The organism is Methylobacterium sp. J-118 (genome assembly GCF_057836565.1).
In genome coordinates, this window is sequence record NZ_JBYQFA010000001.1 from 4,500,650 (window position 1) to 4,525,971 (window position 25,322).

Below are 25,322 nucleotides of genomic sequence, written 5' to 3' on the forward strand. Positions count from 1 at the left end.
ACGGGACGCTCAACGCGCCGACGGGCGCGCGATGAGGGTGTAGGTTTCCATCGGGCCGCGCACCACGGTCCCGTCGCCGCGCCTGTCGAGGCCGTGGCGCTGGTGGCGGCGGCCGAGCGGGCCGCGGAGCCGCTTCACGCGCTCGATATGCACGCTGCCGGAGCGCCGGTGCGAGAAGTCGTGGCCGGCGATGCGCACGCCCGCGCCGAAGCGCACCTCCGCGGCCGCCGGCAGGACGGGGAAGCCGAGCGCGCCCATCACCAGCAGCGTGGCACTGCGGTTTCCAACCCGAACGGCCCCCATGCGAACCTCCCTCACCGCGCGAGCACGCTGAACCAACGGGAGATTGATCCGTTGTCGGGGCAGCCTTCAGGCGGGGACCTCTCCGGCGCGCGCCCGCGCACCGGCGAATCGCCGTCCGGACAGACCGACGAGACGCGTTAGGAGACGACATTCATGCATCAGGGCAACCACCGCGACCACGAGGGCGCGAAGAAGCTGTTCGAGCTCATCAAGGACGTGAAGATCGCCATGATGACCACCACCGATTCCGACGGGACGCTCAACAGCCGCCCGATGTGGAACAACGACGCCGACGAGAACGGCGACCTGTGGTTCTTCACCAAGCTGCACTCGCCCAAGACCGAGGAGATCAGCAAGGACAACCAGGTGAACCTCGCCTATTCCGACCCGTCGAGCCAGACCTACGTGTCGGTGGCCGGCAAGGCCGAGATCGTCCGCGATCAGGCCAAGATCGACGCGAAGTGGAATGAGAGCCTCAAAACCTGGTTCCCGAACGGCAAGAACGACCCCGAGGTGGCGCTGCTCCGCGTCCATCCGGAGAAGGGCGAGTACTGGGACAGCCCCAACAGCACGATGCTGCACCTCTACGGCTACGTGAAGGCCTCGCTCACCGGCGAGAGCCCCAAGACCGACACCAAGAAGGTCGATCTCGCCTGATCGTTCGCGTTCGGACGACGCGGGTCTCGGGGGCGGCGCGCCGGATCGGCGGGCCGCCCTTTTTCTTGACGCGGGCGGGTGGGGCATGCGCTCTGCGCGATCGAAGCGCGGCAGAGTGCCAAGAGAATGCTCGATCTGGCCAAGCGGGTCTACGATCACAGCTTCCGCATCGACCCGGTCGTGCGGTCGCTGCTCGACACGGATTTCTACAAGCTGCTGATGGCGCAATCGATCCTGCGCCGGCACCCGGACATCCGCACCACCTTCGGCATCACCAACCGGACGCGGCGGATCCGCATCGCCGACGAGGTCGATGCCGGGCTGCTGCGCGAGCAGCTCGATCACGCCCGCACGCTGCGCCTCAGCAAGGGCGAGGTGACGTGGCTGCGCGGCAACGTCTTCCGCGGCCAGGGCCGGATCCTCGAGCCCGAGTTCGTGGCGTGGTTGGAGGATTTCCGGCTCCCGGACTACGAACTCGCCGTCCAGGACGGCCAGTACGAGCTGACCTTCCACGGCCCCTGGGTCGAGACCACCCTATGGGAGGTGCCGGCGCTGGCGATCCTCAACGAGCTGCGGGCCCGGGCCGTGCTGCGCGGTCTGGGCAAGCTCGACCTGCAGGTGCTCTACGCCCGGGCCATGACCCGGGTCTGGGAGAAGATCCAGCGGCTGCAGAAGCTGCCGGACCTGTCGGTGGCGGATTTCGGCACCCGCCGCCGCCACGGCTTCCTCTGGCAGGATTGGTGCGTGCAGGCCATGGCGGAGGGTCTGGGGAACGCGTTCCTCGGCACCTCGAACTGCCTGATCGCCGCCCGGCAGGAGGTCGAGCCGGTGGGCACCAACGCCCACGAATTGCCGATGGTCTACGCGGCGCTCGCCGAGGACGATGCGGCGCTCGCCGCCGCCCCCTACGCGGTGCTGGCCGACTGGCAGGAGGATTACGGCGGCAACCTCCTGGTGATCCTTCCCGACACCTACGGCACCACCGGCTTCCTGGCGAACGCCCCCGAATGGGTGAGCGGCTGGACCGGGATCCGCATCGACTCGAAGGACCCGATCGCAGGCGGCGAGGAGGTGATCCGATTCTGGCAGGGCCGCGGGCACGATCCCCGGGACAAGCTCGCGATCTTCTCCGACGGGCTCGACATCGACGAGATCGAGCGCATCCACGCCCGGTTCCACGGGCGGATGCGCATCGGCTACGGCTGGGGCACCCTGCTCACCAACGACTTCCGCGGCCTCCTTCCGGACGGCAAGCTCGACCCGGTCTCGATCGTCTGCAAGGTCACGGAGGCGAACGGGCGGCCGACCGTCAAGCTCTCCGACAACCCCACCAAGGCGCAGGGTCCGGCCGAGGATATCGCCCGCTACCGCCGGGTTTTCGGCGTGGGCGCACAGGAGGCGCTGCCGGTGGTGGTGTGAGCGCCGGTTTCACCGGCCGCGGCGTGAAACCGGCCGGCTGACGGCGGGCGGCGCGGAGTGGTATGGCGTCGACCAATGGGATCGCCGTCCGCGGCCGCCCCCACGGGAGAACGCCATGTCGATGAATCGCCGCTCGCTCATCGGTGCCGCGGGCCTCGCCCTCGCGGGGCCGGCCCTCGAAGGGGCGCAGGCCGCCGAGGCTTCGAAGCCCGCCGCGAAGGCGCCGCCGCCCGTCACGAAAATCCTCGCGCAGTGGATCCTCGGATCCTCCTACGACACCCTGCCGGAGCCCGTCCGCCGGGAAGGCGTGCGCAGCTTCCTCAACTGGGTCGGCGTGGCGGTGGGCGGTTCGCACCACGAGACCGTGGACGTGGCGGTCTTAGCCCTCCAGCCCTTCTCGGGGCCGCCCCAGGCCGGGCTGTTCGGCCGGACCGAGCGGTTCGACATCATGAACGCCGCCTTCCTCAACGGCGTGGCGAGCCACATCTTCGACTTCGACGACACCCACCTGAAGACGATCATCCACCCCGCCGGCCCGGTCGCCTCGGCGATCTTGGCCTATGCCGAGATGAAGCCGGTCTCCGGCAAGGCCTTCCTCGACGCCCTGGTGGTGGGGATCGAGACCGAGTGCCGGATCGGCAACGCCGTCTATCCGAACCACTACGATGCCGGCTGGCACATCACCGGCACCTGCGGGCCCTTCGGCGCGGCCGCGGCCGCCGGCAAGCTGATGGGGCTGACCGAGCAGCAGATGGTCTACGCGCTGGGGCTCGCCGCCTCGCAGCCGGTGGGCCTGCGCGAATCCTTCGGCTCGATGAACAAGAGCTTCAACCCGGGCCGGGCGGCGGCGAACGGCCTGTTCGCGGCGATCCTGGCGGCCAAGGGCTACACCTCCTCGGACGGGATGATCGAGGCCAGGCGCGGCTGGGCCAACACGATCTCCACCAAGCAGGATTGGTCCGAGATCACCGACGGCCTCGGCACCCGCTACGAGTCCCTGCTGAACACCTACAAGCCCTTCGCCTGCGGCATCGTCATGCACCCGACGATCGACGCGGCGGTCCAGATCCGCGATCAGGACCACATCCGGCCCGAGGACATCGCCCGCGTCGACCTGAAGGTCCACCCCCTCGTCCTGGAGCTGACCGGCAAGACCGCCCCGAAGACCGGCCTGGAGGGCAAGTTCAGCATCTACCACGCGGCCGCGGTGGCCTTCGTGGAGGGGGCGGGCGGCGAGAAGCAGTTCAGCGACCGGGCGGTGAACGATCCGCGGGTGGTGGCTCTGCGCCGGAAGGTGATGCCGGTGGTCACCCCCGGCATCGACGCCGCCCAGGTCGACATGACCGTGACCCTGAACGACGGGCGGGTGTTCCACCGGTTCATCGCGCACGCCATCGGCAGCGTCGAGACACCGATGTCCGACGCGCAGCTGGAGGCGAAGTTCGCCGACCTCGCGGCCGGCGTGCTGCCGGAGGCGCAGGCCAAGCGGGTGATGCAGCTGTGCTGGTCGCTGCCCGATCTCGAGGATGCGGGCGCGGTGGCCCGGGCGGGGGTGCAGGGGGCGTAAGCCGCCGAACGCTCCGCGGGATCGTTTTCCGGCCCCGTGCCGTTCCCCGTGCGCGCGGCCTCGTCCGACCCCGGCGGGCGCCCGCCTGTGGCGTTCGGGGCGTGGATCGCAGCATGGGCACCAGAACCCCGGTCGGGGCGCAGCCTGAACGCGCGCCGGTTCCGCCGCGGGCGGCCCGCGTCGCCGCCGCCGAGACCCCGCGGGCCGCGATGGCCTCGCCGGTGGTGGTCGCCGCCACCCTCATCGCGGCCCTGTATTTCGGCCGGGAGATCTTCATCCCGATCGCGATCGCGCTGCTCCTGTCCTTCGTACTCACGCCGCTGGTGAACCGCCTGCGGCGCCTGCGCCTGCCCCGGCTGGTGGCGGTGGGGCTGAGCGTCCTGCTGACCCTGGGGATCGTCGCGACCCTGGCGGCCCTGATCGGCTTCCAGGCGGCCGACCTCGCGGGCGACGCCCCGCGCTACCGGGCGACCATCGAGCGCAAGCTCGCCGGGTTGCGCGATTCCCCCGCGGGACACCTGATCGAGTCCCTCGCCAAGACCGGACAGGCGCTGCACGGCGGCGGCCAGGAGCCGGCCGGCGCGCAGGGACAGACCGCCCCGCCGCCTCCGGCGCCGGACCAGGCCCAGCCCGCGCAGAAGCCCGTGCTGGTCGAGCTGATCTCGACGCCGCCGGGTCCGATCGAGATGCTCCGGACCGTGCTGTCGCCGGTGATGCCGCCGCTGGCCACCGTGGGCATCGTCTTCGTGGTGCTGCTGTTCGTGCTGATGCAGCGCGAGGACCTGCGCGACCGCATGATCCGGCTGGCGGGGTCGAGCGACCTGCACCGGACCACCGGGGCGATCGACGACGCGGCCAAGCGGCTGAGCCGCTACTTCGTGGTCCAGCTCGCCCTCAACGCCGCCTTCGGGGTCGTCATCGGCATCGGGCTCTGGGTGATCGGCGTGCCGAACCCGGCGCTCTGGGCGATCTTCTCGGCGCTGATGCGCTTCATCCCCTATCTCGGGGCCGTGCTGTCGGCGATCCTGCCGATGGCGCTCGCCGCCGCGGTCGATCCCGGCTGGAACATGATGATCGCGGTGGCGCTCCTGTTCGTCGTCCTGGAGCCGCTCACCGGCCAGGTGTTCGAGCCGATCGTCTACGGCCAGTCCACCGGGCTCTCGCCCTTCGCCGTGCTGGTCTCGGCCCTGTTCTGGACCTGGCTCTGGGGGCCGGTCGGGCTCCTGCTCTCGACGCCGCTCACCGCCTGCCTCGTGGTGCTCGGGCGCCATGTGGAGCACCTCGAATTCCTGGACGTGCTGTTCGGCGACCGGCCGGCGCTCACGCCCGTCCAGAATTTCTACCAGCGGATCCTCGCGGGTGACGCCGAGGAGGTGCTGGGCCATGCCGAATTGATCCTGCAGGACTGCGCGCTCTCGTCCTACTACGACGAGGTCGTCCTCAAGGCCCTCGAACTCGCCGCCCGGGACGCCGCGCGGGGGGTGCTGACCGCCGGGCAGAAGGCGGCGATGCGCGCTGCCCTCGGCGAGCTGATCGCCGACCTGTCCGACCGGAGCGACGCGGTCGCGGAGGCGGCCGGAGCGGGGAATGGGAGCGCCTGCAGCCCGCTGCCGATGGGTCCGGCCCCGGACGGCCTGCCGGAGGCCTGGAGGCGGTCGGGTACGGTGCTCTGCGTCTCCGGGCGCGGCTTTCTCGACGAGGCCGCCGCCGCGATCCTGGCTCAGATCCTGGAGAAGCGCGGGATCGGCGTCCGCACGGTGCCCTTCGCCGAGGCGGCGGCGGCCCGGATCGGGCGATTCGAGCCCGGCCCGGCCCGGATGGCCTGCGTGGTCACCCTGGCGCCCGAGGGTGCGCCGACCCACCTGCGCCGCTTGGTCCAGCGCCTGGAGGCGCGGATGCCCGGCGTGCCGGTGCTGCTCGGGCTCTGGCTCGCCCAGACCGGCGACGGGGCCGCACCCGGTGCGGCGGAGCCGATGACGGAGGCGGACCGGCAGGCCGGTTCGCTGCGCGCGATGGTGGAGGCCGTCCTAGCCGCCGCGCAGGCGCCGGATGCCGGGGCGGCCCGCCGTCCGGAGAGCCGCGACGGGGCCAGCCGCGCGCCGGCCCCGGCCGAGGCATGAATCCGGACCGCTCCGGGGACTTGACGGCCGGGGGGGCGCACCGGTTTCGTCGCGCATCGGCCGCTCGAGCGGGCCGGCCGCAGATGGAACGGGGACGTGATCCGATGAGCGTGGTCGAACTCGGGCGATTCCTGGACGACCTCGCGGACGCATCCGGCAAGGCGATCCTGCCGTTCTTCCGCGCCCAGTTCGGCCTCGACGACAAGGCCCGCGGCGGCGCGCCGTTCGATCCGGTCACCGAGGCCGACCGGGCGGCCGAGGTCGTGCTCCGGGCCATGATCGGCCAGACCTTTCCGGGCCACGGCATCCTGGGCGAGGAATTCGGCGCGGAGCGCACCGACGCCGAGTGCGTCTGGGTGCTCGACCCGATCGACGGCACCCGCGCCTTCATCGCGGGCCTGCCCACCTGGGGCACCCTGATCGGGCTCACCCGCACCGGCGTGCCGGTCCGCGGGATGATGCACCAGCCCTATCTCGGCGAGCGCTTCACCGGGGACGGGCGCAGCGCCCGCCTGCGCGGACCCGCCGGTACGCGCACCCTGCGCAGCCGGCGCTGCGCGGACCTCGCCCAGGCGATCCTGGCCACCACCGATCCGCGGCTGTTCGCGGCCGGCGCGGAGGCCGAGCGGTTCCGGGATCTGGAGGGACGGGTGCGGATGTCCCGCTACGGCGCCGATTGCTACGCCTATTGCATGCTGGCGGCCGGCCAGATCGACCTCGTGGTCGAGGCCGGGCTGAAGCCCTACGACATCGTCGCGCTGATCCCGATCATCGAGGGGGCCGGGGGCCGGATCACGGCCTGGGACGGCGGCCCGGCGGCCGGCGGCGGGCGCATCGTGGCGGCCGGAGATCCGCGGCTGCACGCGGCGGCGCTGAAGGTGCTGAACCCGTGAGGGTGGAGCAGCGGACCCGGCCCCGCGCCCTCCCTCCCACGCGGAGCTACGGCCTCCACAGGTTTGGGGCGCGGTGCAGTCACGAACGGTCGGTGGACAGGGTGAAAGGCGGGACCTCACCGGAGGCGGACAGGCCCGAACATGCCTCGATGGTGTGCCCGATCCTGATCCTTCCCGCCCCTCACCCCACCCCTCTCCCGAGCCGCAGAGGGAGCCTGCCGCGCTCCGCCATCGAGGTCAGCGTCAAAGCTGCGGATCCCGTAGCCTGCAGAGCAGGAAGCGAGAGGCGCGCGGCCGGCTGCTCCCCGTCTCCGACCGCGCTTTATGAACTCGGGAGGACAGGGGGACGGAAGACGCCCGGGTTCCGGCAGTCGGGTGGCTTGATGAGGGTTTCCGCCTCCGATCGCCCACACGGGAAGGCCGCTGCGAACGCCGGCGAGGGCCCGTCCGCGTGCTGCTGAACGCGCTCGTCCTGCTCACGGGCCTGATCCCGCGCGCCGAGACCGGCGTCGACGCGCTCCTGCACGCCGTGCCGCCCCCGGAGCCGGCCGTCGCCGTCGAGGCGCCGCCGCGCTTCGACCCCGCCACCCGCTCGGTCTCCAACTGGCACGCGCAGACCGGCACGCACCTGCTGCCGCGGGCGCTGGCCGTCACGGCCCGTCTCAGCGCGGACCCGCCCTACGTCGCCCGCTGCGTGCGGCTCAACAACGGCTGGTGCATCAAGTCCGCCCGCTGGCCCGGCGAGATCGGTGCCGACGGGGAGGGCCACACCGCCTTCGCCACCCTCGACGACGGCGCCGACGCGGCGGCGAGCCTGCTGCGGCGCTACTATCGCGATTACGGGCGGCGGACCGCGCTCGCCATCGTGCGCCGCTGGGCGCCGGCGGAATGCCGCGTCGGCGGCGTACCGGCCCGGGGGGGCGCCGCGCCCGCCATCTCGGCGGCCCTGGCGCCAAGGGGGCTCGGGCGGACGCTCCGCGCCCGCTTCCTCGCGGCGCACCGGCCCGGGGGAGCGCCCCGGCGCCGGGCGTCGGCCCTGCGGGTACAGCCCTGGTCACCCCTCGCCCGGATGGCCGGGCGGCCGGCCCGGCGCCCGGCCGTGCCGCATGTGGCGGCGCTTCAGCCGGTGCCCGATATCGCGGCCGGCATCGCCCCGTCGGCGGGCCCGGCGCGCCCGGTCCGCGGCGCCGCCGACCCCGCCGCCCTCCTCGACCGGGCGGCGGACCGCCCCGTTCCGAGCCCCGACCGGATGGTGGCGGAATCCGCGCTGCTGCCGGCCATCGCGGCCGGGATGCCCATCCTCGACCTGCGCCTGCCGGCGCCGCTCTGCAGCGGCGACGAGGGCCGGATCCAGGCCTATGCCGCCCGGATCAGCGGCAGCGTCGGGCTGAAGCCCGGCGACGATCTCGACCTGTTCGGGCCTGACGGCGCGCCGCGCCCCCATCTCGCGCCGGTCATGCTGGCGATGTCGGCGGTGGAACTCGGCACGCTCCGGGCCAGCCCCGACCTCGTCGCCGGGGCGATCACCCGGCTGCGCCCGCTCACGCCGGCCGCCGAGGGCGCGCCGCCGTAGCGCATCGCCCCGAAAGACAGCCGCCGCCGTGCGGTCCGGGACGATGCCCGCGCCGCAAGCCTTGCGGTTCGGCCGCAATCGCGCCACCTGTGCCCGGCCTGTTCCCCTCACGACGAGCCCGCCCGTGCCCCTGACCGACCTTGCCGCGCGCGCCGGCTCGGCCGTCAAAGCCTTCGCCGAAGCCTCGCACGACCTGCTGGTCCAGCCGACCTTGAGGCTCGGCGTCACCGGGCTCGCGCGCTCGGGCAAGACGGTGTTCACCACGGCGCTGATCCACCACCTCGTGGAGACGCACGCCCTGCCGGCCTTCGCGCCCGCCCAGGAGGGCCGCCTGCGCCGCGCCCGCCTCGTGCCGCAGCCCGACGACGACGTCCCGCGCTTCCCCTTCGAGGAGCATTTCGGCACCCTCACCGAGGCGCGGCGCTGGCCGCGCTCCACCGACCGGATCAGCCAGTTCCGCCTGGAGATCGCCTACGAGCGCACCGCCGCGTGGCGCTCGGGCCCGGCGACCCTGATGCTCGACGTGGTCGACTATCCGGGCGAGTGGCTCCTCGACCTCGCCCTGATCGAGACCAGCTACACGGCGTGGTCGCGGTCCACGATCAACGGCACCCGCCGGCCGGGCCGCGCCGCCGTCGCGGCCCCCTGGCTCGACGCGCTCACGGGCTTCGACCCGAACGGCCCCCTCGACGAGATCGCGGCCGAACGCGCCAGCGACGCGTTCAAGGCCTACCTCGCGGGCCTGCGGGCCGGTCCGGAATCGGTGGCCACGACGCCCCCGGGCCGCTTCCTGATGCCCGGCGACCTCGCGGGTTCCCCGGCGCTGACCTTCGCGCCCCTCGACCGCCTCTCCGAGAGCATCGCCCCCGACAGCCTCGCCGGGCTGATGGAGCGGCGCTTCGAGGCCTACAAGGCCAAGGTGGTGACGCCGTTCTTCCGCGAGCATTTCCAGCGGGTCGACCGGCAGATCGTCCTGGTCGACGTGCTCTCGGCGGTCGATGCCGGCCCTGCGGCCCTGGCGGAGCTGGAGGAGGCCCTCGACGCGGTGCTGCTCAGTCTCAACATCGGCCGCAACACGGTGCTGTCCCGGCTGTTCGCCCCCCGGGCCGACCGGGTTCTGTTCGCCGCCACCAAGGCCGACCATCTCCATCAGACCAGCCACGACCGGCTCGAGGCGCTGCTGCGGCTGCTCGTGTCCCGGGCCATGCGCCGGACCGAGGCGGCGGGCGCCCGGGTCGGCACCGTGGCGCTGGCCTCCGTGCGCGCCACCCGGGAGACCACGGTCCACGACGGCGCCGAGACCCTCCGGGCGGTGGCCGGCACCCCGGAGGCCGGCGAGGTGGTGGGCGACGAGGTGTTCGACGGCAACGGCGAGGCCGCGATCTTCCCCGGGGAATTGCCCGCCCGCGCCGAGGCGGTGCTCGAAGGGGCGGTGGAGCCGGGCTCCCTGCGCTTCCCCCGGTTCCGGCCGCCGCTGGTGCGGCCCGACGGCCTCGGCCGCCCCGGGCACCTGCCGCAGATCCGGCTGGACCGGGCGATGCAGTTCCTGATCGGCGACAGGCTGGCGTGATGGCAGATCTCGGAGGGGCGCTCGCAGACGCGCGGTCTCTCTCTCCCCCCCTCTGCGGGGGAGGGAAAGGCGGGCATCCGGCTCTTGCTCAGATCCACAAGAGATCGCCGAACGCGCTCGTCGGAACGCGAGGGCGCCACTGCTTCCTGAGGAGCCCTCAGCCATGACCTCGGGACAGAAACCCCGCGCCTTCCGGATCACCCCCGAGCCGCCGCCGGACTCGCGCGTGACGACCACGCCCCTCTCGGCCCGGCCGCAGACCCGGATCGTGGAGGAGCCCTTCGAGATCGTCGATGCCGCCGACGGGGTCGCGGTGCCGGTGGCGCCGCGGCGACGGTCGCCCTGGATGGCGCTGTTCCTGTCGGCGGTCGGGGGCCTGGTCTCGCTGGGCATCGGGCTCTCGGTCGAGCGGATGATCGCCGATCTCTTTCAGGCCGCGCCCTGGCTCGGCTGGGTGGCGCTCGCCCTGCTGGCCGTCGCCGCCCTGGCGCTCCTGGCGATCGTCGTGCGGGAGCTCGCCGGCCTGCGGCGCGAGCGCAAGATCGAGCGCCTGCGCCATTCAGCCGTCGACGCCCTCGGCAGCCGCGACCATACCGGCGCGCAGGCGGTGGTGCAGGCGCTCTCGGCCTTCTACGCCGATCGGGACGCGCTGTCGGCGGGCCGCGCCCGGATCGATGCCGCCGCCGACGCGATCCTCGATGTCGACGATCGGATCGGGCTCGCCGAGTACGAATTGCTCGCGGGCCTCGACCGGCAGGCCTGCAACGCCGTCGCGGCGGCGGCCAAGCAGGTCTCGGCGGTGACGGCCCTGAGCCCGCGGGCGATCGTGGACGTCGCCTTCGTGGTCTACGCGGCGGTGCGCCTGCTGCGCCGGATCGCGGCGATCTACGGCGGGCGGCCGGGCTTCCTCGGCTTCCTGCGGCTGGCGCGGGCGGCCGTGGCGCACCTCACCGTCACCGGCGGGATGGCGGTCGGCGAGAGCGTGATGCAGCAGGTGCTGGGCCTCGGGATCGCCGCCCGGATCTCCGCCAAGCTGGGGGAGGGCGTCCTCAACGGGCTGATGACCGCCCGGTTCGGGCTCGCCGCCATCAATGTCTGCCGGCCGCTGCCCTTCGTCCGGCAGGCGCCGCCGCGGCTCGCGGACGTCGCCGGCGAGTTGCTGCGCACGGCCGAGGCCGAAACGCCATGAGGCCGCGTCCCGCAGGACGCCGCCAGCTTCCGGAGAGGAATGCGGCGCGCGCTTACTTGCCGGCCGCGGCGCGGCGGTTGGCGATGCGGGTGAACATGTTGCCGGTGTAGTCGGCGACCTTCGGCTTCTCGACCTCGCCGACCTTCGCCTCGAAGGCCTCGATGCGCTTGAGGAGCGCGATATCGTTGAACAGCGAGCTGTTGAAATTGGCCTGCGCCCGGGGCCCGAGGGCGGCCTGGACGGCGTCGAGTCGTTCCAGAAGCTCTTTGCGCGTCACGGTGCTCTCCAGGGGCGCCTTCGGGCCGAAGGACCGCCCGTGCCTCCACTGACGGCAGCCGTGGTAAACGGCGCGTTAACGCGGCGTGCGTCTCAAGCCCCGGACCCGAGCCGGAGCCGGGCCCAGCATCCGGCCGGCCAGAGCCACGCTCGCGTCGCTGACGGCGCCGCCTGCCCCTCCTGAATCAGCGTGCGGATATCCCTGGCGCGCCTCGCGTCGCGGCGGCGGGCCGATCCACCGCGACCTGAAGGCCGGCGGCCCCATCCCGTGCAACGCGACCGGATCCCGCAGGCGTCACAGCCCCTTCAAAAATTCCGCGAGCCGCATCAGCCCCTCGGGCCACGGCCCGTGCCCGCTCGCCGCGTTGATGTGGCCGGATTCGCCGGCATCGACCGTCAGGCCCCCCCAGGCATGGGCGATATCGTCGGCGCGGTCGTAGCGGCAATAGGGATCGGTCCGGCTGGCGACCAGCAGCGACGGGAAGGGCAGGGGATCCCAGGGCAGCGGCGCGAAGGCCCGCGCCGCCTCGGGCAGGTCGGGGGCCTCCTCCACGTCGGGGACGGCCACCAGCAGGGCGCCGCGCACCACGCCCGCCGGGAAGCGCGGCACCGCCTTGACGCTCGCCACCACGCCGAGGCTGTGGGCGATCAGGATCACCGGCCGGGTCGCGGCCGAGACCGCCCCGGCGATCCGTCCGCACCACGCCTCCGGGGTCGGCGCGTGCCAATCGTCCTGCGCGACCACGCGCGCCGTGGCGAGGCGGCCCGCCCAGCGGGCCTGCCAGTGGTCCTCCCCGGACCCCCCGAGCCCCGGGACGATGAGGATGTCGCAATCGGCGGTCTTCATGGCCGGATGCCTAAAGCGGTCCGGCGGAGGCGTCGAGACCCGTCATTCCGCCGCGATCGGATCCGCCCGCTCCAGCCCGGTGATGTAGCGGGCGATCTGCATGGAGGCGTGGTTCTTCGCCTTGGCCTCGATCTCGAAATCCGCCCAGGCGAGGTGACGGGCGACGAGGTCGTTCACCGCCCGGTTCCACATCAGGTCGGAATGGGCGGCGAGGTCCCGGACCGCGTGGCCGGCGGCGCGCAGGGCCGGGAAGTCGGGCAGGGCCTCCGGGTCGGACTCGGCGGCGACCGCCTCGCGCGACACGCTGATATGGGCGACCGGCCGCACCCCGCGCCAGGACTCCTGCACCCGGGCGATGCGGGGCTCGTCCGGTTCGAGATAGGCGCCGCCGCTCTGGACCCAATGGTGGTGGAGGTCGAGCACCACCGGCACGAGGTCGGCGAGTTGCAGCACGGCGTCGAGGCCGAAGACGTTCTCGTCGTTCTCCACCGTGACGAGGTCGCGCGCCACCCGGCTCGCCCGGGGCAGGGTGGCGCGGAAGCCGGCAACGCCCGGGTCCCCCGCGCCGACATGGATGTTGATGTGCGCCCCATGCGGGTGCCAGCCGCCGCCGTAGCCCATCCGGTCGAAGATCTCGGCGTGGTAGTCGAGTTCCGACAGGCCGTTCTCGACGGCCGCCGCGTTCCGGCTCGCCAGCAGGCAGAACGGGCCGGGATGGAAGCTCAGGCGCACCCCGAGCCGGCGCGCCAGCGCCCCGGCCTCCGCGAGGCCGCGCTCGACCAGGGCCGCCATCCCGGGCTCCGCGTAGATGGCCTGCGCGACCGGGTGGGTGTAGCCGGGCAGGACGTTGCTCGCCATGCGCAGCAGGCGCTCCAGCGGCGGCCGCGCCCCGACCCAGGCGATCTGGCGGGCCAGCGCGTCGAGATTGTGGGCGACGAGACCGGAGAGCTTCGCCCGCCGGGCGGCCGGCTCCAGCTTGGCGAGATGGGCCATCGTCACGCTGGTCAGGTTCATGTGGAGCGTCGCCGCGCGCTCCGCCTTCAGGGTGGCGTGGGTGCCGGGCGGCTCGTCCAGGACGAACTTGCAGCAGAATCCGAGGCGGGGCTGATCGCGCATAGGAGGCAGAACGCGCCCGCGCCGCCGGTGTGCCCGCGACCGAAGCGCGGAACAGCCGCTGCGCGACGACGTTTGAGACCCGAGAGCGCGGCCGTTCCGCGCGTACGGCCGTCCCCGACCCATGCCTCCGTCGCCCTCGCGCTCGACCGGACCCGCCGAGACCGGCTCGATCCTGTGGATCCTGATGCTGGGGTCGGCGCTGGTCGCCCTCGCCGCGGCGCCGGCGCGGCGGGGCGTGCCGGGCCTCCATCCCCCCGCGGAACCGCCGCTCGATCCCGAATCCACGGAGAGGGACGTGGCGCTGCGCAAGGGTGTCGCCCCCGGGGCACGCTCGATCTCCGGGCGGGCCGCCCAGTTCACCGTGGCGACGCAGGCCGAGCGTGGCCGCGCCGCCGACGACCCCACCGAGATGACCCGGGCCGGGTGGAAGGACATCGTGGTCCGGGTCTACCTGGAGTTCAACAAGGACCGGGTCCTGGCGGTCGCGGCCGGCGTGACCTTCTACACCCTGCTGTCGCTGTTCCCGGCGATCGCCGCGCTCGTGACCTGCTACGGCCTGTTCGCCGACGTGAACGTCATCAACGACCACCTCGCCCAGCTGCACGCGATGCTGCCCACCGGGGCCGTCGAGCTGATCGGCGATCAGGTCAAGCGCATCGCCGCCAGGGGCAGCGGCTCGCTCAGCGTGACGTTCTTCTCCAGCCTGCTCTTGTCGATCTGGAGCGCCAACGCCGCCATGAAGGCGATGTTCGACGCGCTCAACGTCGTCTACGAGGAGGAGGAGAAGCGCAACTTCTTCTGGCTGAACCTCCGGTCCCTGACCTTCACCATCGGCGCCCTGCTGTTCATCATCATCGCGCTCAACGTGATCGTGGTGGTGCCGGTGGTGCTGAACTTCCTCGGCCTGGGCTCGACCGCATGGCTGCTCGCAGCCCTGCGCTGGCCGGCGATCCTCGTCGTCCTGCTCGGCGGCCTCTCGGTGCTCTACCGGTTCGGTCCGAGCCGGGAGCGTGCGCGCTGGCGCTGGGTCGGGGTCGGCAGCGTCATCGCCGGCCTTCTCTGGCTCGTCACCTCGCTGCTGTTCTCGTGGTACGTCGCCAATTTCGGCACCTACAACGAGACCTACGGTTCGCTGGGCGCGGTCATCGGCTTCATGACCTGGATCTGGATCTCCTCGACCATCGTGCTCCTCGGCGGCGAGATCAACGCGGAGCTGGAGCATCAGACCGGGCGCGACACCACCACGGGGGCGCCCCAGCCGATCGGGCGGCGGCGGGCCAGGATGGCCGATACGGTGGGTGCGGCGGCCTGACCGCGCGCGCCGGGACTGCCGAACGGCCCGTCGCGCGCCTATATGAGGGCGCGAAAAGGGAGATTGCCATGGCGGATACGCCAACCACCAGCCCCGATACCCGCAGCGACACCGAGTGGCGCGACGTCCTCACGCCGGAGCAGTACCGGGTCCTGCGCGAGCACGGCACCGAGCGGGCCGGCACGAGTTGCCTGCTCGCCGAGAAGCGCCCCGGCACCTTCACCTGCGCCGGATGCGGGCAGCCGCTGTTCGAGCAGGGCACCAAGTTCGAGTCTGGCACCGGCTGGCCGAGCTTCTTCGAGCCCCTCGACGGGGCCGTCGCGACCACGGTGGACCGCAGCCACTGGATGGTCCGCACCGAGGTGCATTGTGCCCGCTGCCAGGGCCATCTCGGCCACGTCTTCGACGATGGCCCCGCCCCGACCGGGTTGCGCTACTGCATGAACGGCGCGGCGATGACCTTCGAGCCGGCGGCCTGAGCGCCGGCCACCGAAGGGGAGACCGGTGGGGCGCAAGCGGGCGCGTCGAGGCAAGGATACGGATCCGGTTTAACCTGGGTTGAGAAAACCGGGCGCGGATGCGGGATATCGGGGATAGGAATCGGCCTGACCGAGTCCTGGCCTCGGTCCGGTCTTGATTTCGTCGCGTTTTTGCTTAGCGCTCTATTCTCTCATGTTGTCGCCGCTCGGAGTTTGGCGAAGGAAGCGGTTGGGTACGGGCGAATACGGCGTTGCGGTCCAGCTTGTACGCCGCTCGCTGCCGTTCCACTTGCGTCCTCAAGCCCGGGCTGGCGGCCCGGAGGGTGTCCGCCGGATCGGCGCGCCGCCGACCAAGCGGGAGGGGTATTGAGTTCATGAGCACCGTTCGCCGATTTCTGGTCGCCCCGTCCCTGGTCCGCCTGATCCGCAAGGAGCGCGGCGGCGCCCGCATCACCGAGGGGCACTTCGCGCCGCAGGGCGGCCGGGCCTCCTTCGTGCGGGTCGACGGGCAGCTATGCCAGCTGGTGCTGGTCAACAAGGGGCCCGACGGGATCCCGGTCGAGGAGCGCACCGACGTGCCGCGCGCCCACGGCGACGCGCTGCTCGACGTGTGCCCCGGCAAGGCCGCCTATGACCGCACCACCCTGAATGTCGGCGGGCGCGAGATCGCCATCGACCGCTATGTCAGCCCCGGCAGCCTGGATCTGATCAGCATCGCCTTCGACAACGACGGCGAGGCGGCGGGCTTCCACGCGCCGAACTGGTTCGGGCGCGAGGTCAGCGCCGATCCGAGCTTCGAGCGGCAATCCCTGGCGATCCAGGGCGTCCCCGCCGCCGAGGAGATCCCCCTGAATAACGCCGCCCTGGACGCGGTGCTCGATCTGATCGAGCCGCGCTTCGGCTTCGGCCGCTACGGCAGCAGCGCCCGGTCCGCGGAATCCGACGAGGGCGCCCTCGGCGCGATGCGCCGGATCGTGACGCCGCCCCCGGCCGCCCCGGTCCAGGCCGCCCCCGCCGTCGCGGCGGCAGCCCCCGCACCGGAACCCGCGGAGCCCGCGCCCATGCCCGTGGCGGCGATGCCCGCCGAGCCGATCCCCGAGCCCCATGTCGAGCCGGAGGCGCATCCGGCGCCCGCCCCGGAGCCCCTCCACCACGAGGCCCCCGCGGCCCAGGCCGCCCCTCCGGACATGCCGCGCGGGGATGCCCTGCACGGCGACACCCGCATCGACGACGTGATCGAGAGCCTGTCGCAGGCGCTCGGCGCGGCGATCCATCAGCAGCCGGAGCACGGGGCCGAGTCCAAGGACGCCAAGGGTGACGAGGCCGGGTCGATGTTCGAGCGCTGGACCGTGCGTCCCCGCCGGACCCAGCAGCAGACCTGAACCTCGGGCCGGCGCGGATGCCGCTATCGGGGCTGTGGCGCACGATGCGCCGCAGCCCTTTTTCGTGCCGGATCGGCGGCGGCGCTCGGGCCGCCGGCGCAACCGTCTCAGTTGCGGATCACCACCGCCGCCCCGCCGCGGTTGCGGGCGAGCTGGAACAGGGCGGCCGCGTGGCCCGGCGACAGGCGGATGCAGCCGTGGCTCGCCCGGCGCCCGAGGGCACCCGTCGCGTAGGTGCCGTGGATCGCGTAGCCGCCGCGGAAGAACATGGCGTGCGGCATCGGCGAGCCGTGATACTTGTGCGAGCGCCACATCGGCGCCATCAGCCCGACCCGGAACCGGCCGTTCGGCGTGACGTAGCCGCTCCGGGCGGTGGAGACCGGCCAGTCATAGGCGGGATAGCCGTCGACGAAGACGCGCATCCGCTGGTTCGATTGGTCGATCCGCGCGACGACCCCGGCCGTCGCCGGAGCGGACAAGACACAGGCCAGGAGGCCGCCGAGCAACGCGGTCCCGGCCCAATGACGCATAGCCACGGAACACCTCCGAAAAGCCTCTGAAAGCCGCTGGACGGACGGCCAAATCCGGCGGAGTTGGAAAAATAACCGCGCTTTCCGGGATGAGCGCGATTATCGAATTGCAAAAGTACTTCGCGGCGGGAATCGACAGGTTTTTGTCACGATTGGTTCCCCGCAGATTACCGAGCGACCGTTGAGGCGCGGGACGATAGTCGCTAGCGTGCCGGCACAGCGGGAGGGTGCGCGGCAGTCGCACGGGATGGATATGGCACAGGCAATCCACGCGACAGGTTCGGCCGCAGCGCCCCGGGAGCCCTGGTACAAGGTCCTCTACATCCAGGTGCTGATCGCCATCGCGCTCGGCGTGCTGCTCGGCTGGTACGATCCCGCCACCGGCAAGGCGATGAAGTGGCTCGGCGACGCCTTCATCGGCCTGATCAAGATGATGATCGCGCCGATCATCTTCTGCACCATCGTGCACGGCATCGCGTCGGTGGGCGACCTCAAGAAAGTCGGCCGCGTCGGCGTGAAGGCGCTGGTCTATTTCGAGCTGGTCTCCACCCTGGCCCTGCTGGTCGGCGTGCTGGTCGGCGAGGTGATCCGGCCCGGCGCCGGCTTCAACGCCGATCCGTCGAAGCTCGATGCCAGCAAGGTCGCCTCCTACGCCAACAAGGCCGCGGCCGATTCCACCGTCGCCCACATCCTGGCGATCATCCCGAAGAGCTTCTTCGATCCCTTCGCCACCGGCGACCTGCTGCAGGTGCTGCTGATCTCGATCCTCACCGGCGTCGTGGTGACCGGCCTGGGCGAGCGCGCCTCCGCGGTGAACCACGTGATCGACACCGCCGGCCAGATCTTCTTCAAGATCATCGGCATCGTGGTGAAGCTCGCGCCCATCGGCGCCTTCGGCGCGATGGCGTTCACGATCGGCGAGTACGGCATCCAGAAGGTCTACGACCTCGCCTGGCTGGTCGGCACCTTCTACGCCACCGCCATCCTGTTCGTGCTGGTGGTGCTCGGGGCGATCGCCCGGGTGGCGGGCTTCTCGATCCTGCGCTTCCTCGCCTACATCAAGGACGAACTCCTGATCGTGGTCGGCACGTCCTCCTCCGAGACGGTGCTGCCGCAGCTCATGACCAAGATGCGCCGGCTCGGCGCCTCGGATTCGGTGGTCGGCCTCGTGGTGCCCACGGGCTACTCGTTCAACCTCGACGGCACCAACATCTACATGACCCTGGCCACGCTGTTCCTGGCCCAGGCCGTCGGGGCGGACCTGACCTTCGCGCAATACGCGACGATCATCCTGGTGGCGATGCTGACCTCGAAGGGCGCCTCGGGCGTCACCGGCGCGGGCTTCATCACCCTGGCGGCGACGCTCTCGGCGATCCCCAACAGCCCGGTCCCGGTCGCCGCCATGACCCTGGTGCTCGGCATCGACAAGTTCATGTCCGAGTGCCGCGCGCTTACCAACCTCGTGGGCAACGGCGTCGCCTGCGTGGTGGTCAGCCGCTGGGAGGGCGAGCTCGACGTGGCCAAGCTCAACGAGGTCATGGCCCACCCGATCTCCATCGGCACCCACATCGCCGACGAGGCGCCCCAGCCGATGGCGACCGACGGCAAGGTCGCCGCCGCCGAGTGATGGGACCGCCCAGGGGTCGGGCGCGCCTCGGCATCGATCTCGGCGGGACCAAGATCGCCGGCATCGTCCTGGGCCGTGACGGCGCGACGCTGGCCGAGGCGCGGGTCGCCGCCCCGCGCGGCGCTTACCGGGCCACCGTCGAGGCCGTGGCCGCCCTGGCCCTGCGGCTCGAAGCCGAGGCGGGGACGGCCTGCACCGTCGGCATCGGCATGCCGGGGAGCCTGTCCCCGGCCACCGGCCTCGTGCGCAACGCCAATTCGCACTGGCTCAACGGCCAGACGTTCGGGGCGGATCTCGCGCGGCTTCTGGCGCGGCCGTTGCGGATCGAGAACGACGCCAACTGCCTGGCGGTCTCGGAGGCGATCGACGGCGCCGGGGCCGGCGCGCGGGTGGTCTGGGCGGTGATCCTCGGCACCGGTGTCGGCTCGGGCATCGCCGTCGACGGGCGGGTGCTTACGGGCCGCAACGGCATCGCGGGAGAGTGGGGCCACGGCCCGCTCCCCGGCGCACGCGACGACGAGCGCCCGGGTCCCCCCTGCTATTGCGGCCGGCGCGGCTGCCTCGAGACCTGGCTGTCCGGCCCCGGCCTCGCGGCCGACCACGCCCGGCTGTCCGGCGCAGGCCTCACCGCCGAGGCCGTCGTCGCCGCGGCGCGGGCGGGAGAGCCGGACGCGCAGGCGACGCTCGCGATCCACCTCGAACGGCTCGGGCGCGCGGCCGCGCAGGTCGTCAATCTCCTCGATCCGGACGTGATCGTGATCGGCGGCGGCCTGTCGCGGATCCCGGAACTGATCGCCGGCCTGCCCGGCGCGATCGCCCCCCACGTCTTCTCCGACGCCTTCGACACGCCGGTGCGGGCGAGCCTGCACGGCGATGCCTCGGGCGTGCGCGGGGCGGCGTGGCTGTGGGACGCCGATTGAGAGAGGGGCCGCCCCGTCGGTGGCGGGCACCCGCCAGGGACAGGGCCGGCCGTCGTTCAGGACGACGCCCCCGCCAGACCTTCCAAGATCTTTTGAAACACAGTTCCACGCATCTTCTTGCGCGTCGATGCAACGCGGAGTAAAAATCCTCGTTGCTCCGATTCGCATGCGTTTTCCGTCGATTCGACAACAAACAAATTCGAGTAAAATAGTCAGTCTCGATACTATTTGTCTTATAACGACTTAAAAATACAAAAACAAAACCTTATGAGGGGGAAATCCGAGCGGGTTTAGGAAAAACGCCTCTCGGGGATTGTCGATGCGGGTTCTTTTAGTGTCGTCTGCTTTCAACAGCATGACGCAGCGGTTCTTCGTCGAATTGACCGACGCCGGCCATGAGGTTGCGGTCGAGATTTACGCCGGCGACGAGGGCCGTCTCGAGGGGGCGTTCGTGTCCTTCCGGCCGGACCTGACGATCGCTCCGTTCCTGACGCGTGCGATCCCCGAGCGGCTCTGGCGCGCGTACCTCACCCTGATCGTGCATCCGGGCGTCGAGGGCGACCGCGGGCCGTCGGCGCTCGACTGGGCCATCCAGGAGCACTGGGACCGCTGGGGCGTCACCCTGCTGCAGGCCGAGGCCGAGATGGATGCCGGCCCGATCTGGGCGACGCGGACGTTCCCGCTGCGTCAGGCGCCCAAGAGCAGCGTCTACCGCCGCGAGGTGATCGACGGTGCGGTGGCCTGCCTGTGGGAGGCGATGGCCAACGTTCAGACGTCCGGGTTTGCACCGCGGCCGCTCGACTATTCCGCCCCGACCGCCCTCGGCCGCCTGCGCCCGTCCATGAAACAGGCGGATCGCCGCATCGACTGGAGCCGGCATGCGACGGCCGAGGTGCTCGCGCGCATCCACGCGGCCGACGGGGTGCCGGGCGTCCTCGACGAGGTCTTCGGCAGAGCCGTCTACCTGCATGCCGCCTGCGCCGAGCCGCGCCTGCGGGGTGAGCCGGGCCAGGTGATCGCCCGATCCGAGAGCGGTGCCCTCTGTCGCGCCACGGTCGACGGGGCGGTCTGGATCGGCCGGCTGAAGCCGAAGCAGGAGGGTGGCGGGATCAAGCGCGCCGCCGTCCAGGTGCTGGGCGATGCGCTCCCGGCGGACCTCCCCGTCGCCGCCGTCTCCGAGAAGCTCCCCTATCCGAACCCGGTCGCGGAGGTGCGGAGCGACCGCGACGGCGACGTCCTCCGCCTGCGCTTCGACTTCCACAACGGCGCGATGAGCTCCGCGCAGTGCCGGTCGCTCCAGGCGGCATTCCGCCAGGCACGGGAACACGCGCCCAAGGTCATCGTACTCGCGGGCGGCGACGATCTCTGGTCGAACGGGATCCACCTCAACGAGATCGAGGCGAGTGCGGACGCCGCGGCGGAATCCTGGGCCAACATCGTGGCGATGGACGATCTGATCCGCGAGATCATCCTGGCGACCGACACGGTGGTGGTGGCGGCGGTCGGCCGCAACGTCGGCGCCGGCGGGGCGATCCTGCCGCTGGCGGCGGATTTCGTGCTGGTCCGCGAGGGCGTGGTGCTCAACCCGCATTACCGCAACATCGGCTGGCTGTACGGCTCGGAATACTGGACCTATCTGCTGCCTCGCCGGGTCGGATGGGAGCGGGCCGTCACGCTCACCGAGGCCTGCCTGCCGATCAGCGCCCGGCGGGCCGCGCAGATCGGCCTCGCCGACGAGGCGCTCGCCGGCGACGCGGCGGCGTTCGACCGGGCCGTGCAGGCCTTCGCCGCCGCCAGGGCGGGGGAGCACGCCGCGATCACCGGGCGCAAACAGGCGGCGCGCGCCGCGGACGAGGCGCAGCGGCCGCTCGCCCACTATCGGCGCGCCGAGCTGACGCAGATGTACAGGAACTTCTACCAGCCGGATTCACCGTATCACCGGGCCCGCAGCGCCTTCGTGTACAAGCGGCCCGCCTGCTGGTCTCCGGCCTCGGTGGCCATGCTGGCCGGCACGGCGGCGAACGAGACCGGCGCGTCGCCGCTCCCGGCACCCGGCGGCGTCTGCCTCGCAACCGCCGCGGAGTGATTCCGGGGATCGCTCCCGCGGGGCGCAGAGCCGGAGCGATCCGTCACCAAGATGGTCCTTGCCGGGACGGGGGGCGCGGGGCAGGAGGGCACGCCCAAGCCCCGAGCCCCCGATGATCGTCCGCACCCGGCCCAACCTGCTGACCCTGCTGTTCACCATGCGCGGCTCGGTCCTGCCGCGGGTGGCGCCCAAACTCGCCGGCATCGTCGCGGTCTCCTGCGCGCTGGTCTGGGCGGAGGCGCGCTGGCCCGCTCTGTTCCCGGTGAGCGCCGGAGTCACGCCGTTCACGGTGGTCGGCCTCGCCCTCTCGATCTTCCTGAGCTTCCGCAACAACGCCTGCTACGAGCGCTGGTGGGAGGCCCGGAAGCACTGGGGCAGCCTGATCGGCGAGGTCCGCAACCTCGCCCGGATCCTGCCGGCGCTGCTGCCGGAGGGGGAGGCGGGGATCCAGCTCCGGCGCCTGTCGGCCTTCGCGCATGGCCTGCGGGCGCGCCTGCAAGACCGCGACGAGGCCGCGGCCGTGCGCGCGAAGGCCCCCGACGCGGACCTGTCCGGCCCTCACCCCACCGATGCGGTCCTGGCGGCGATCACCCGCGACCTCGCCGTGCTGACACAGGCCGGTCGGCTCAGCGACATCCAGTTCGGGATCCTGGAAGCCCGGATCGAGGCGCTGTCGGGGGTCCACACCGCCTGCGAGCGGCTGGCCAATACGCCGCTGCCCTTCGCCTACACGCTCCTGGTCTACCGCACCGCCTGGCTCTACTGCCTGCTCCTGCCGGTGGGGCTCGCGGGCTCCCTGGGCTGGGGGACGCCGATCGTGGTGGCGCTGGTCGGCTACACGTTCTTCGGCCTCGACGCCCTCGGGGACGAGCTCGAGGAGCCCTTCGGCACCGAGCCGAACGACCTGCCCCTCGACGCGATGGTCCGCACCGTCGACCGGATCGTCCACCACGCCCTGGGCGAGCCGATGCCGGAGCCGCTGGCGCCGGAGGGGTACTGGCTGCGGTGAGGCACGCGCGTTGCCCGCAGCCGACCGGCCCGGCTGTCCGCAGGCCCCGCCGCGGATCGCAAGATCGCGCTTGCGCCGCGGTCGAAACGCACATAAACATATCTTTATGTCTATCGAAGGTCGGCAGCAGACGGGATCGATCCCTTTTTCCGAGGCCCTGGGCGTCCTGCGCGCGGCCGCCGAGGAGACGCGGCTGCGCATCCTGGCGCTGCTCGCCGAGGGCGAGCTGTCGGTCTCCGACCTCACCGACATCCTCGGCCAGTCGCAGCCGCGGATCTCACGCCATCTCAAGCTGCTGGTGGAGGCCGGCCTCGTCGAGCGCCACCGGGAGGGGGCCTGGGCGTTCTTCCGTCTCTGCGAAGCCCGGGCCGAGCTCGCCGATCCGCTCCTGTCCGGGCTCGACCGGGCGGCACCGCCCCTCTCGGAGGACCGCGCCCGGCTCGACGCCGTCCGGGCGCAGCGGGCCGAGACGGCCCAGACCTTCTTCGCCCGGCTGGCACCGAAGTGGGATGAGCTGCGCTCCCTGCACATCTGCGAGACAATCGTCGAGGCGGCGGTGCTCGACGCGCTGGGCGAGCGCCCCATCGGCAGCCTGATCGATCTCGGCACCGGCACGGGGCGGATGCTCGGCCTGCTCGCGCCCCTCGCCGGGCGCGCCACCGGGCTCGATTCGAGCCATGCCATGCTGTCGGTCGCCCGGGCCAACCTGGAGCGGCGCGGCCTGTCGCGGGTCGACCTGCGGCAGGGCGACATCCACGCGCCGCCCTTCGCCCGGGCGAGCTTCGACCTCGTGCTGGTGCATCAGGTGCTGCACTACCTCGACGACCCGGCCCGGGCCCTGCGCGGCGCCGCGCGGCTCGTGGCCCCGGGGGGGCGGCTCCTGGTGGTGGATTTCGCACCCCACGAGCTGGAATTCCTGCGCACAGGCCAGGCGCACCGGCGGCTCGGCTTCTCGGCCGAGCAGGTCTCCGGCTGGCTCGCCGAGGCCGGACTCGCCACGATCACGACCCGCGATCTCGCGCCGCGCGAATCGGGTCAGCTCACCGTCACGCTCTGGCTGGCCCAGGACCGATGCGCGGAAGACGGCCTCGCCGATGATGGGCTGGCCGAGGACGACATCGAACAGCCCCGGCGCGCCGTCGCCTGAGACCCACCCCTCATCGCAGACCCTTCGTCTGAACCGATCGCCATAGAGGACGAGATCCGATGCGCCGCTCCACCCACCGCGCCAGCCGCGACGGCTACCACCCGATCCGCGTCTCGATCGAGTTCTTCCCGCCGAAGACCGACGAGATGGAGAAGATCCTCTGGGCCTCGATCGAGCGTCTGGCGCCGCTCCAGCCGAGCTTTGTCTCGGTGACCTACGGGGCCGGCGGCTCGACCCGGGAGCGCACCCACAACACGGTCGCCCGGATGGTCGGCGAGACCAGCCTGAAGCCGGCCGCCCATCTCACCTGCGTGGACGCCTCCCGCGAGGAGATCGACGCGGTGGTGCAGTCCTACTGGGACGCGGGCGTGCGCCACATCGTGGCGCTCCGCGGCGATCCGGCCGAGGGCGTCGGGCACGCCTACCGGCCCCATCCCGAGGGCTACGCCTCGACCGCCGAGCTGGTCGAGGGGATCAAGCGCATCGGCGACTTCAAGGTCTCGGTCTCGGCCTACCCGGAGAAGCACCCCGAGGCGGCCTCCCTCGACGCCGACATCGACGCCCTGAAGGCCAAGGTCGATGCCGGGGCCGACCAGGCGATCACCCAGTTCTTCTTCGAGAACGAGATCTACCTGCGTTACCTGGAGAAGGTCCGGGCCGCCGGGATCACGATCCCGATCATCCCGGGCATCCTGCCGGTGCAGAACTTCAAGCAGGCGGCGAACTTCGCCCGCCGCACCGGCGCCTCGGTCCCGTACTGGCTGGCCGCCCGGTTCGAGGGGCTGGAGCACGACGTCGAGACCCGCCGCCTCGTCGCCGGCGCGGTGGCGGCCGAGCAGGTGCTCGACCTCGTGGACGAGGGGGTCAACGACTTCCACTTCTACTCGATGAACCGCTCCGACCTCGTCTACGCGATCTGCCACCTGCTCGGCCTGCGCGCGCAGGCGCCGAAGCTGGCGGCCGCCAAGGCGGCGGCTTAAACTCAGGCGGCGCGCACCGTGCGGGCGCGGCATGGGGTTGTTCGCGATGGCCGAGCCGCAGGATATGATTCTTCCGCTCCTTCGGGAGATGAGGACGGAGATGCATACAGGTTTCGAACGCGTCGCAAGGAAACTTGAAGACCACGACGTGCGCTTCGATAAGCTCGAGCGGCGCTTCGACAATCTACGCCAGGCCGTGAACGGCGAATCGATCCTCGGCCGCTACGCCGCTGCGGAAGTGGAGGAGCGCTTGGAGGCGATCGAGAAGCGCCTCGCGGCCCTGGAAAAGACGGGCTGACCGCACGACGAGGCCACGTCGA

At 71.8% G+C, this 25,322-nt stretch carries 23 protein-coding genes; 18 read left to right on the top strand and 5 right to left on the bottom strand.

Annotated elements, in window-relative coordinates; genetic code table 11:
* Positions 1-9: 9 nt before the first annotated feature.
* Positions 10-258: a hypothetical protein gene (locus AC3IF3_RS22065; RefSeq protein WP_489231353.1), complete on the bottom strand. Its 249-nt coding sequence runs from the start codon at positions 256-258 to the stop codon at positions 10-12.
* Positions 259-456: 198 nt separating this feature from the next.
* Here AC3IF3_RS22065 and AC3IF3_RS22070 point away from each other — a divergent pair, with 198 nt between their 5' ends.
* The 8 genes from AC3IF3_RS22070 (at position 457) to AC3IF3_RS22105 (ending at position 11,291) form a co-directional block, all read left to right on the top strand.
* On the top strand, positions 457-960 hold the full coding sequence (locus AC3IF3_RS22070) for a pyridoxamine 5'-phosphate oxidase family protein (protein WP_243969658.1): 504 nt from the start codon (positions 457-459) through the stop codon (positions 958-960).
* 126 nt (positions 961-1,086) lie between these two features.
* A complete protein-coding gene (pncB, locus tag AC3IF3_RS22075; RefSeq protein WP_489230316.1) occupies positions 1,087-2,379 on the top strand; it encodes a nicotinate phosphoribosyltransferase in 1,293 nt (430 codons plus the stop codon).
* 115 nt (positions 2,380-2,494) lie between these two features.
* Entirely contained in the window at positions 2,495-3,946 is a 1,452-nt protein-coding gene (locus AC3IF3_RS22080) for an MmgE/PrpD family protein (RefSeq protein WP_489230318.1), read from the top strand.
* A gap of 113 nt (positions 3,947-4,059) precedes the next feature.
* The gene (locus AC3IF3_RS22085; RefSeq protein WP_489230320.1) at positions 4,060-6,066 is read left to right on the top strand and encodes an AI-2E family transporter; all 2,007 of its coding nucleotides are present in this window, start codon (positions 4,060-4,062) and stop codon (positions 6,064-6,066) included.
* A gap of 104 nt (positions 6,067-6,170) precedes the next feature.
* The gene (gene hisN, locus AC3IF3_RS22090; RefSeq protein ID WP_489230321.1) at positions 6,171-6,959 is read left to right on the top strand and encodes a histidinol-phosphatase; all 789 of its coding nucleotides are present in this window, start codon (positions 6,171-6,173) and stop codon (positions 6,957-6,959) included.
* 451 nt (positions 6,960-7,410) lie between these two features.
* Positions 7,411-8,532, top strand: coding sequence for a hypothetical protein (locus AC3IF3_RS22095; protein ID WP_489230322.1), 1,122 nt, complete (start codon positions 7,411-7,413; stop codon positions 8,530-8,532).
* A 124-nt stretch (positions 8,533-8,656) separates the two neighbouring features.
* The gene (locus AC3IF3_RS22100; RefSeq protein WP_489230323.1) at positions 8,657-10,102 is read left to right on the top strand and encodes a YcjX family GTP-binding protein; all 1,446 of its coding nucleotides are present in this window, start codon (positions 8,657-8,659) and stop codon (positions 10,100-10,102) included.
* A gap of 163 nt (positions 10,103-10,265) precedes the next feature.
* Entirely contained in the window at positions 10,266-11,291 is a 1,026-nt protein-coding gene (locus tag AC3IF3_RS22105; RefSeq protein ID WP_489230324.1) for a YcjF family protein, read from the top strand.
* A 52-nt stretch (positions 11,292-11,343) separates the two neighbouring features.
* Here AC3IF3_RS22105 and AC3IF3_RS22110 read toward each other — a convergent pair whose 3' ends face one another.
* The 3 genes from AC3IF3_RS22110 to AC3IF3_RS22120 all read right to left on the bottom strand — a co-directional run bounded on the left by AC3IF3_RS22110 (position 11,344) and on the right by AC3IF3_RS22120 (position 13,530).
* Positions 11,344-11,568 carry a hypothetical protein gene (locus tag AC3IF3_RS22110; RefSeq protein WP_243966409.1) on the bottom strand — a complete coding sequence of 75 codons (225 nt, stop codon included), beginning with the start codon at positions 11,566-11,568 and terminating at the stop codon, positions 11,344-11,346.
* A gap of 294 nt (positions 11,569-11,862) precedes the next feature.
* Entirely contained in the window at positions 11,863-12,414 is a 552-nt protein-coding gene (locus AC3IF3_RS22115; RefSeq protein ID WP_489230326.1) for an RBBP9/YdeN family alpha/beta hydrolase, read from the bottom strand.
* 42 nt (positions 12,415-12,456) lie between these two features.
* A complete protein-coding gene (locus AC3IF3_RS22120; protein WP_243966422.1) occupies positions 12,457-13,530 on the bottom strand; it encodes an apurinic/apyrimidinic endonuclease family protein in 1,074 nt (357 codons plus the stop codon).
* 121 nt (positions 13,531-13,651) lie between these two features.
* Between AC3IF3_RS22120 and AC3IF3_RS22125 the strand changes: the two genes are divergently transcribed.
* The 3 genes from AC3IF3_RS22125 (at position 13,652) to AC3IF3_RS22135 (ending at position 16,703) form a co-directional block, all read left to right on the top strand.
* The gene (locus AC3IF3_RS22125; RefSeq protein ID WP_243966424.1) at positions 13,652-14,842 is read left to right on the top strand and encodes a YihY/virulence factor BrkB family protein; all 1,191 of its coding nucleotides are present in this window, start codon (positions 13,652-13,654) and stop codon (positions 14,840-14,842) included.
* 68 nt (positions 14,843-14,910) lie between these two features.
* Positions 14,911-15,321, top strand: a complete 411-nt coding sequence (gene msrB / locus AC3IF3_RS22130) for a peptide-methionine (R)-S-oxide reductase MsrB (protein WP_489218221.1) — start codon at positions 14,911-14,913, stop codon at positions 15,319-15,321.
* A gap of 374 nt (positions 15,322-15,695) precedes the next feature.
* A complete protein-coding gene (locus AC3IF3_RS22135; RefSeq protein WP_489230328.1) occupies positions 15,696-16,703 on the top strand; it encodes a hypothetical protein in 1,008 nt (335 codons plus the stop codon).
* A 107-nt stretch (positions 16,704-16,810) separates the two neighbouring features.
* Here the strand turns inward: AC3IF3_RS22135 and AC3IF3_RS22140 are convergent, their stop codons facing one another.
* Positions 16,811-17,233: a L,D-transpeptidase gene (locus tag AC3IF3_RS22140; protein ID WP_489220395.1), complete on the bottom strand. Its 423-nt coding sequence runs from the start codon at positions 17,231-17,233 to the stop codon at positions 16,811-16,813.
* A 253-nt stretch (positions 17,234-17,486) separates the two neighbouring features.
* On the opposite strand from AC3IF3_RS22140, the gene AC3IF3_RS22145 reads away from it, so the two are divergent.
* From AC3IF3_RS22145 to AC3IF3_RS22175, 7 genes are all read left to right on the top strand, one after another.
* Positions 17,487-18,860: a dicarboxylate/amino acid:cation symporter gene (locus AC3IF3_RS22145; protein ID WP_243966495.1), complete on the top strand. Its 1,374-nt coding sequence runs from the start codon at positions 17,487-17,489 to the stop codon at positions 18,858-18,860.
* Positions 18,860-19,780 (top strand): ROK family protein, encoded by a 921-nt coding sequence (locus AC3IF3_RS22150; protein ID WP_489230329.1) that lies wholly within the window; start codon positions 18,860-18,862, stop codon positions 19,778-19,780. Before AC3IF3_RS22145 ends, AC3IF3_RS22150 begins: the two co-directional genes overlap by 1 nt.
* 334 nt (positions 19,781-20,114) lie before the next feature.
* The gene (locus AC3IF3_RS22155; RefSeq protein WP_489230331.1) at positions 20,115-21,866 is read left to right on the top strand and encodes a hydrogenase maturation protein; all 1,752 of its coding nucleotides are present in this window, start codon (positions 20,115-20,117) and stop codon (positions 21,864-21,866) included.
* 112 nt (positions 21,867-21,978) lie between these two features.
* Complete coding sequence (locus AC3IF3_RS22160; protein ID WP_489230332.1) at positions 21,979-22,875, top strand: bestrophin family protein; 897 nt, start codon at positions 21,979-21,981, stop codon at positions 22,873-22,875.
* Between the two features lie 106 nt (positions 22,876-22,981).
* Positions 22,982-24,022 (top strand): ArsR/SmtB family transcription factor, encoded by a 1,041-nt coding sequence (locus tag AC3IF3_RS22165; RefSeq protein WP_489218227.1) that lies wholly within the window; start codon positions 22,982-22,984, stop codon positions 24,020-24,022.
* A 59-nt stretch (positions 24,023-24,081) separates the two neighbouring features.
* A complete protein-coding gene (gene metF / locus AC3IF3_RS22170; RefSeq protein ID WP_243966505.1) occupies positions 24,082-25,002 on the top strand; it encodes a methylenetetrahydrofolate reductase [NAD(P)H] in 921 nt (306 codons plus the stop codon).
* A gap of 46 nt (positions 25,003-25,048) precedes the next feature.
* The gene (locus AC3IF3_RS22175; RefSeq protein WP_489218228.1) at positions 25,049-25,300 is read left to right on the top strand and encodes a hypothetical protein; all 252 of its coding nucleotides are present in this window, start codon (positions 25,049-25,051) and stop codon (positions 25,298-25,300) included.
* Positions 25,301-25,322 lie beyond the last annotated feature (22 nt).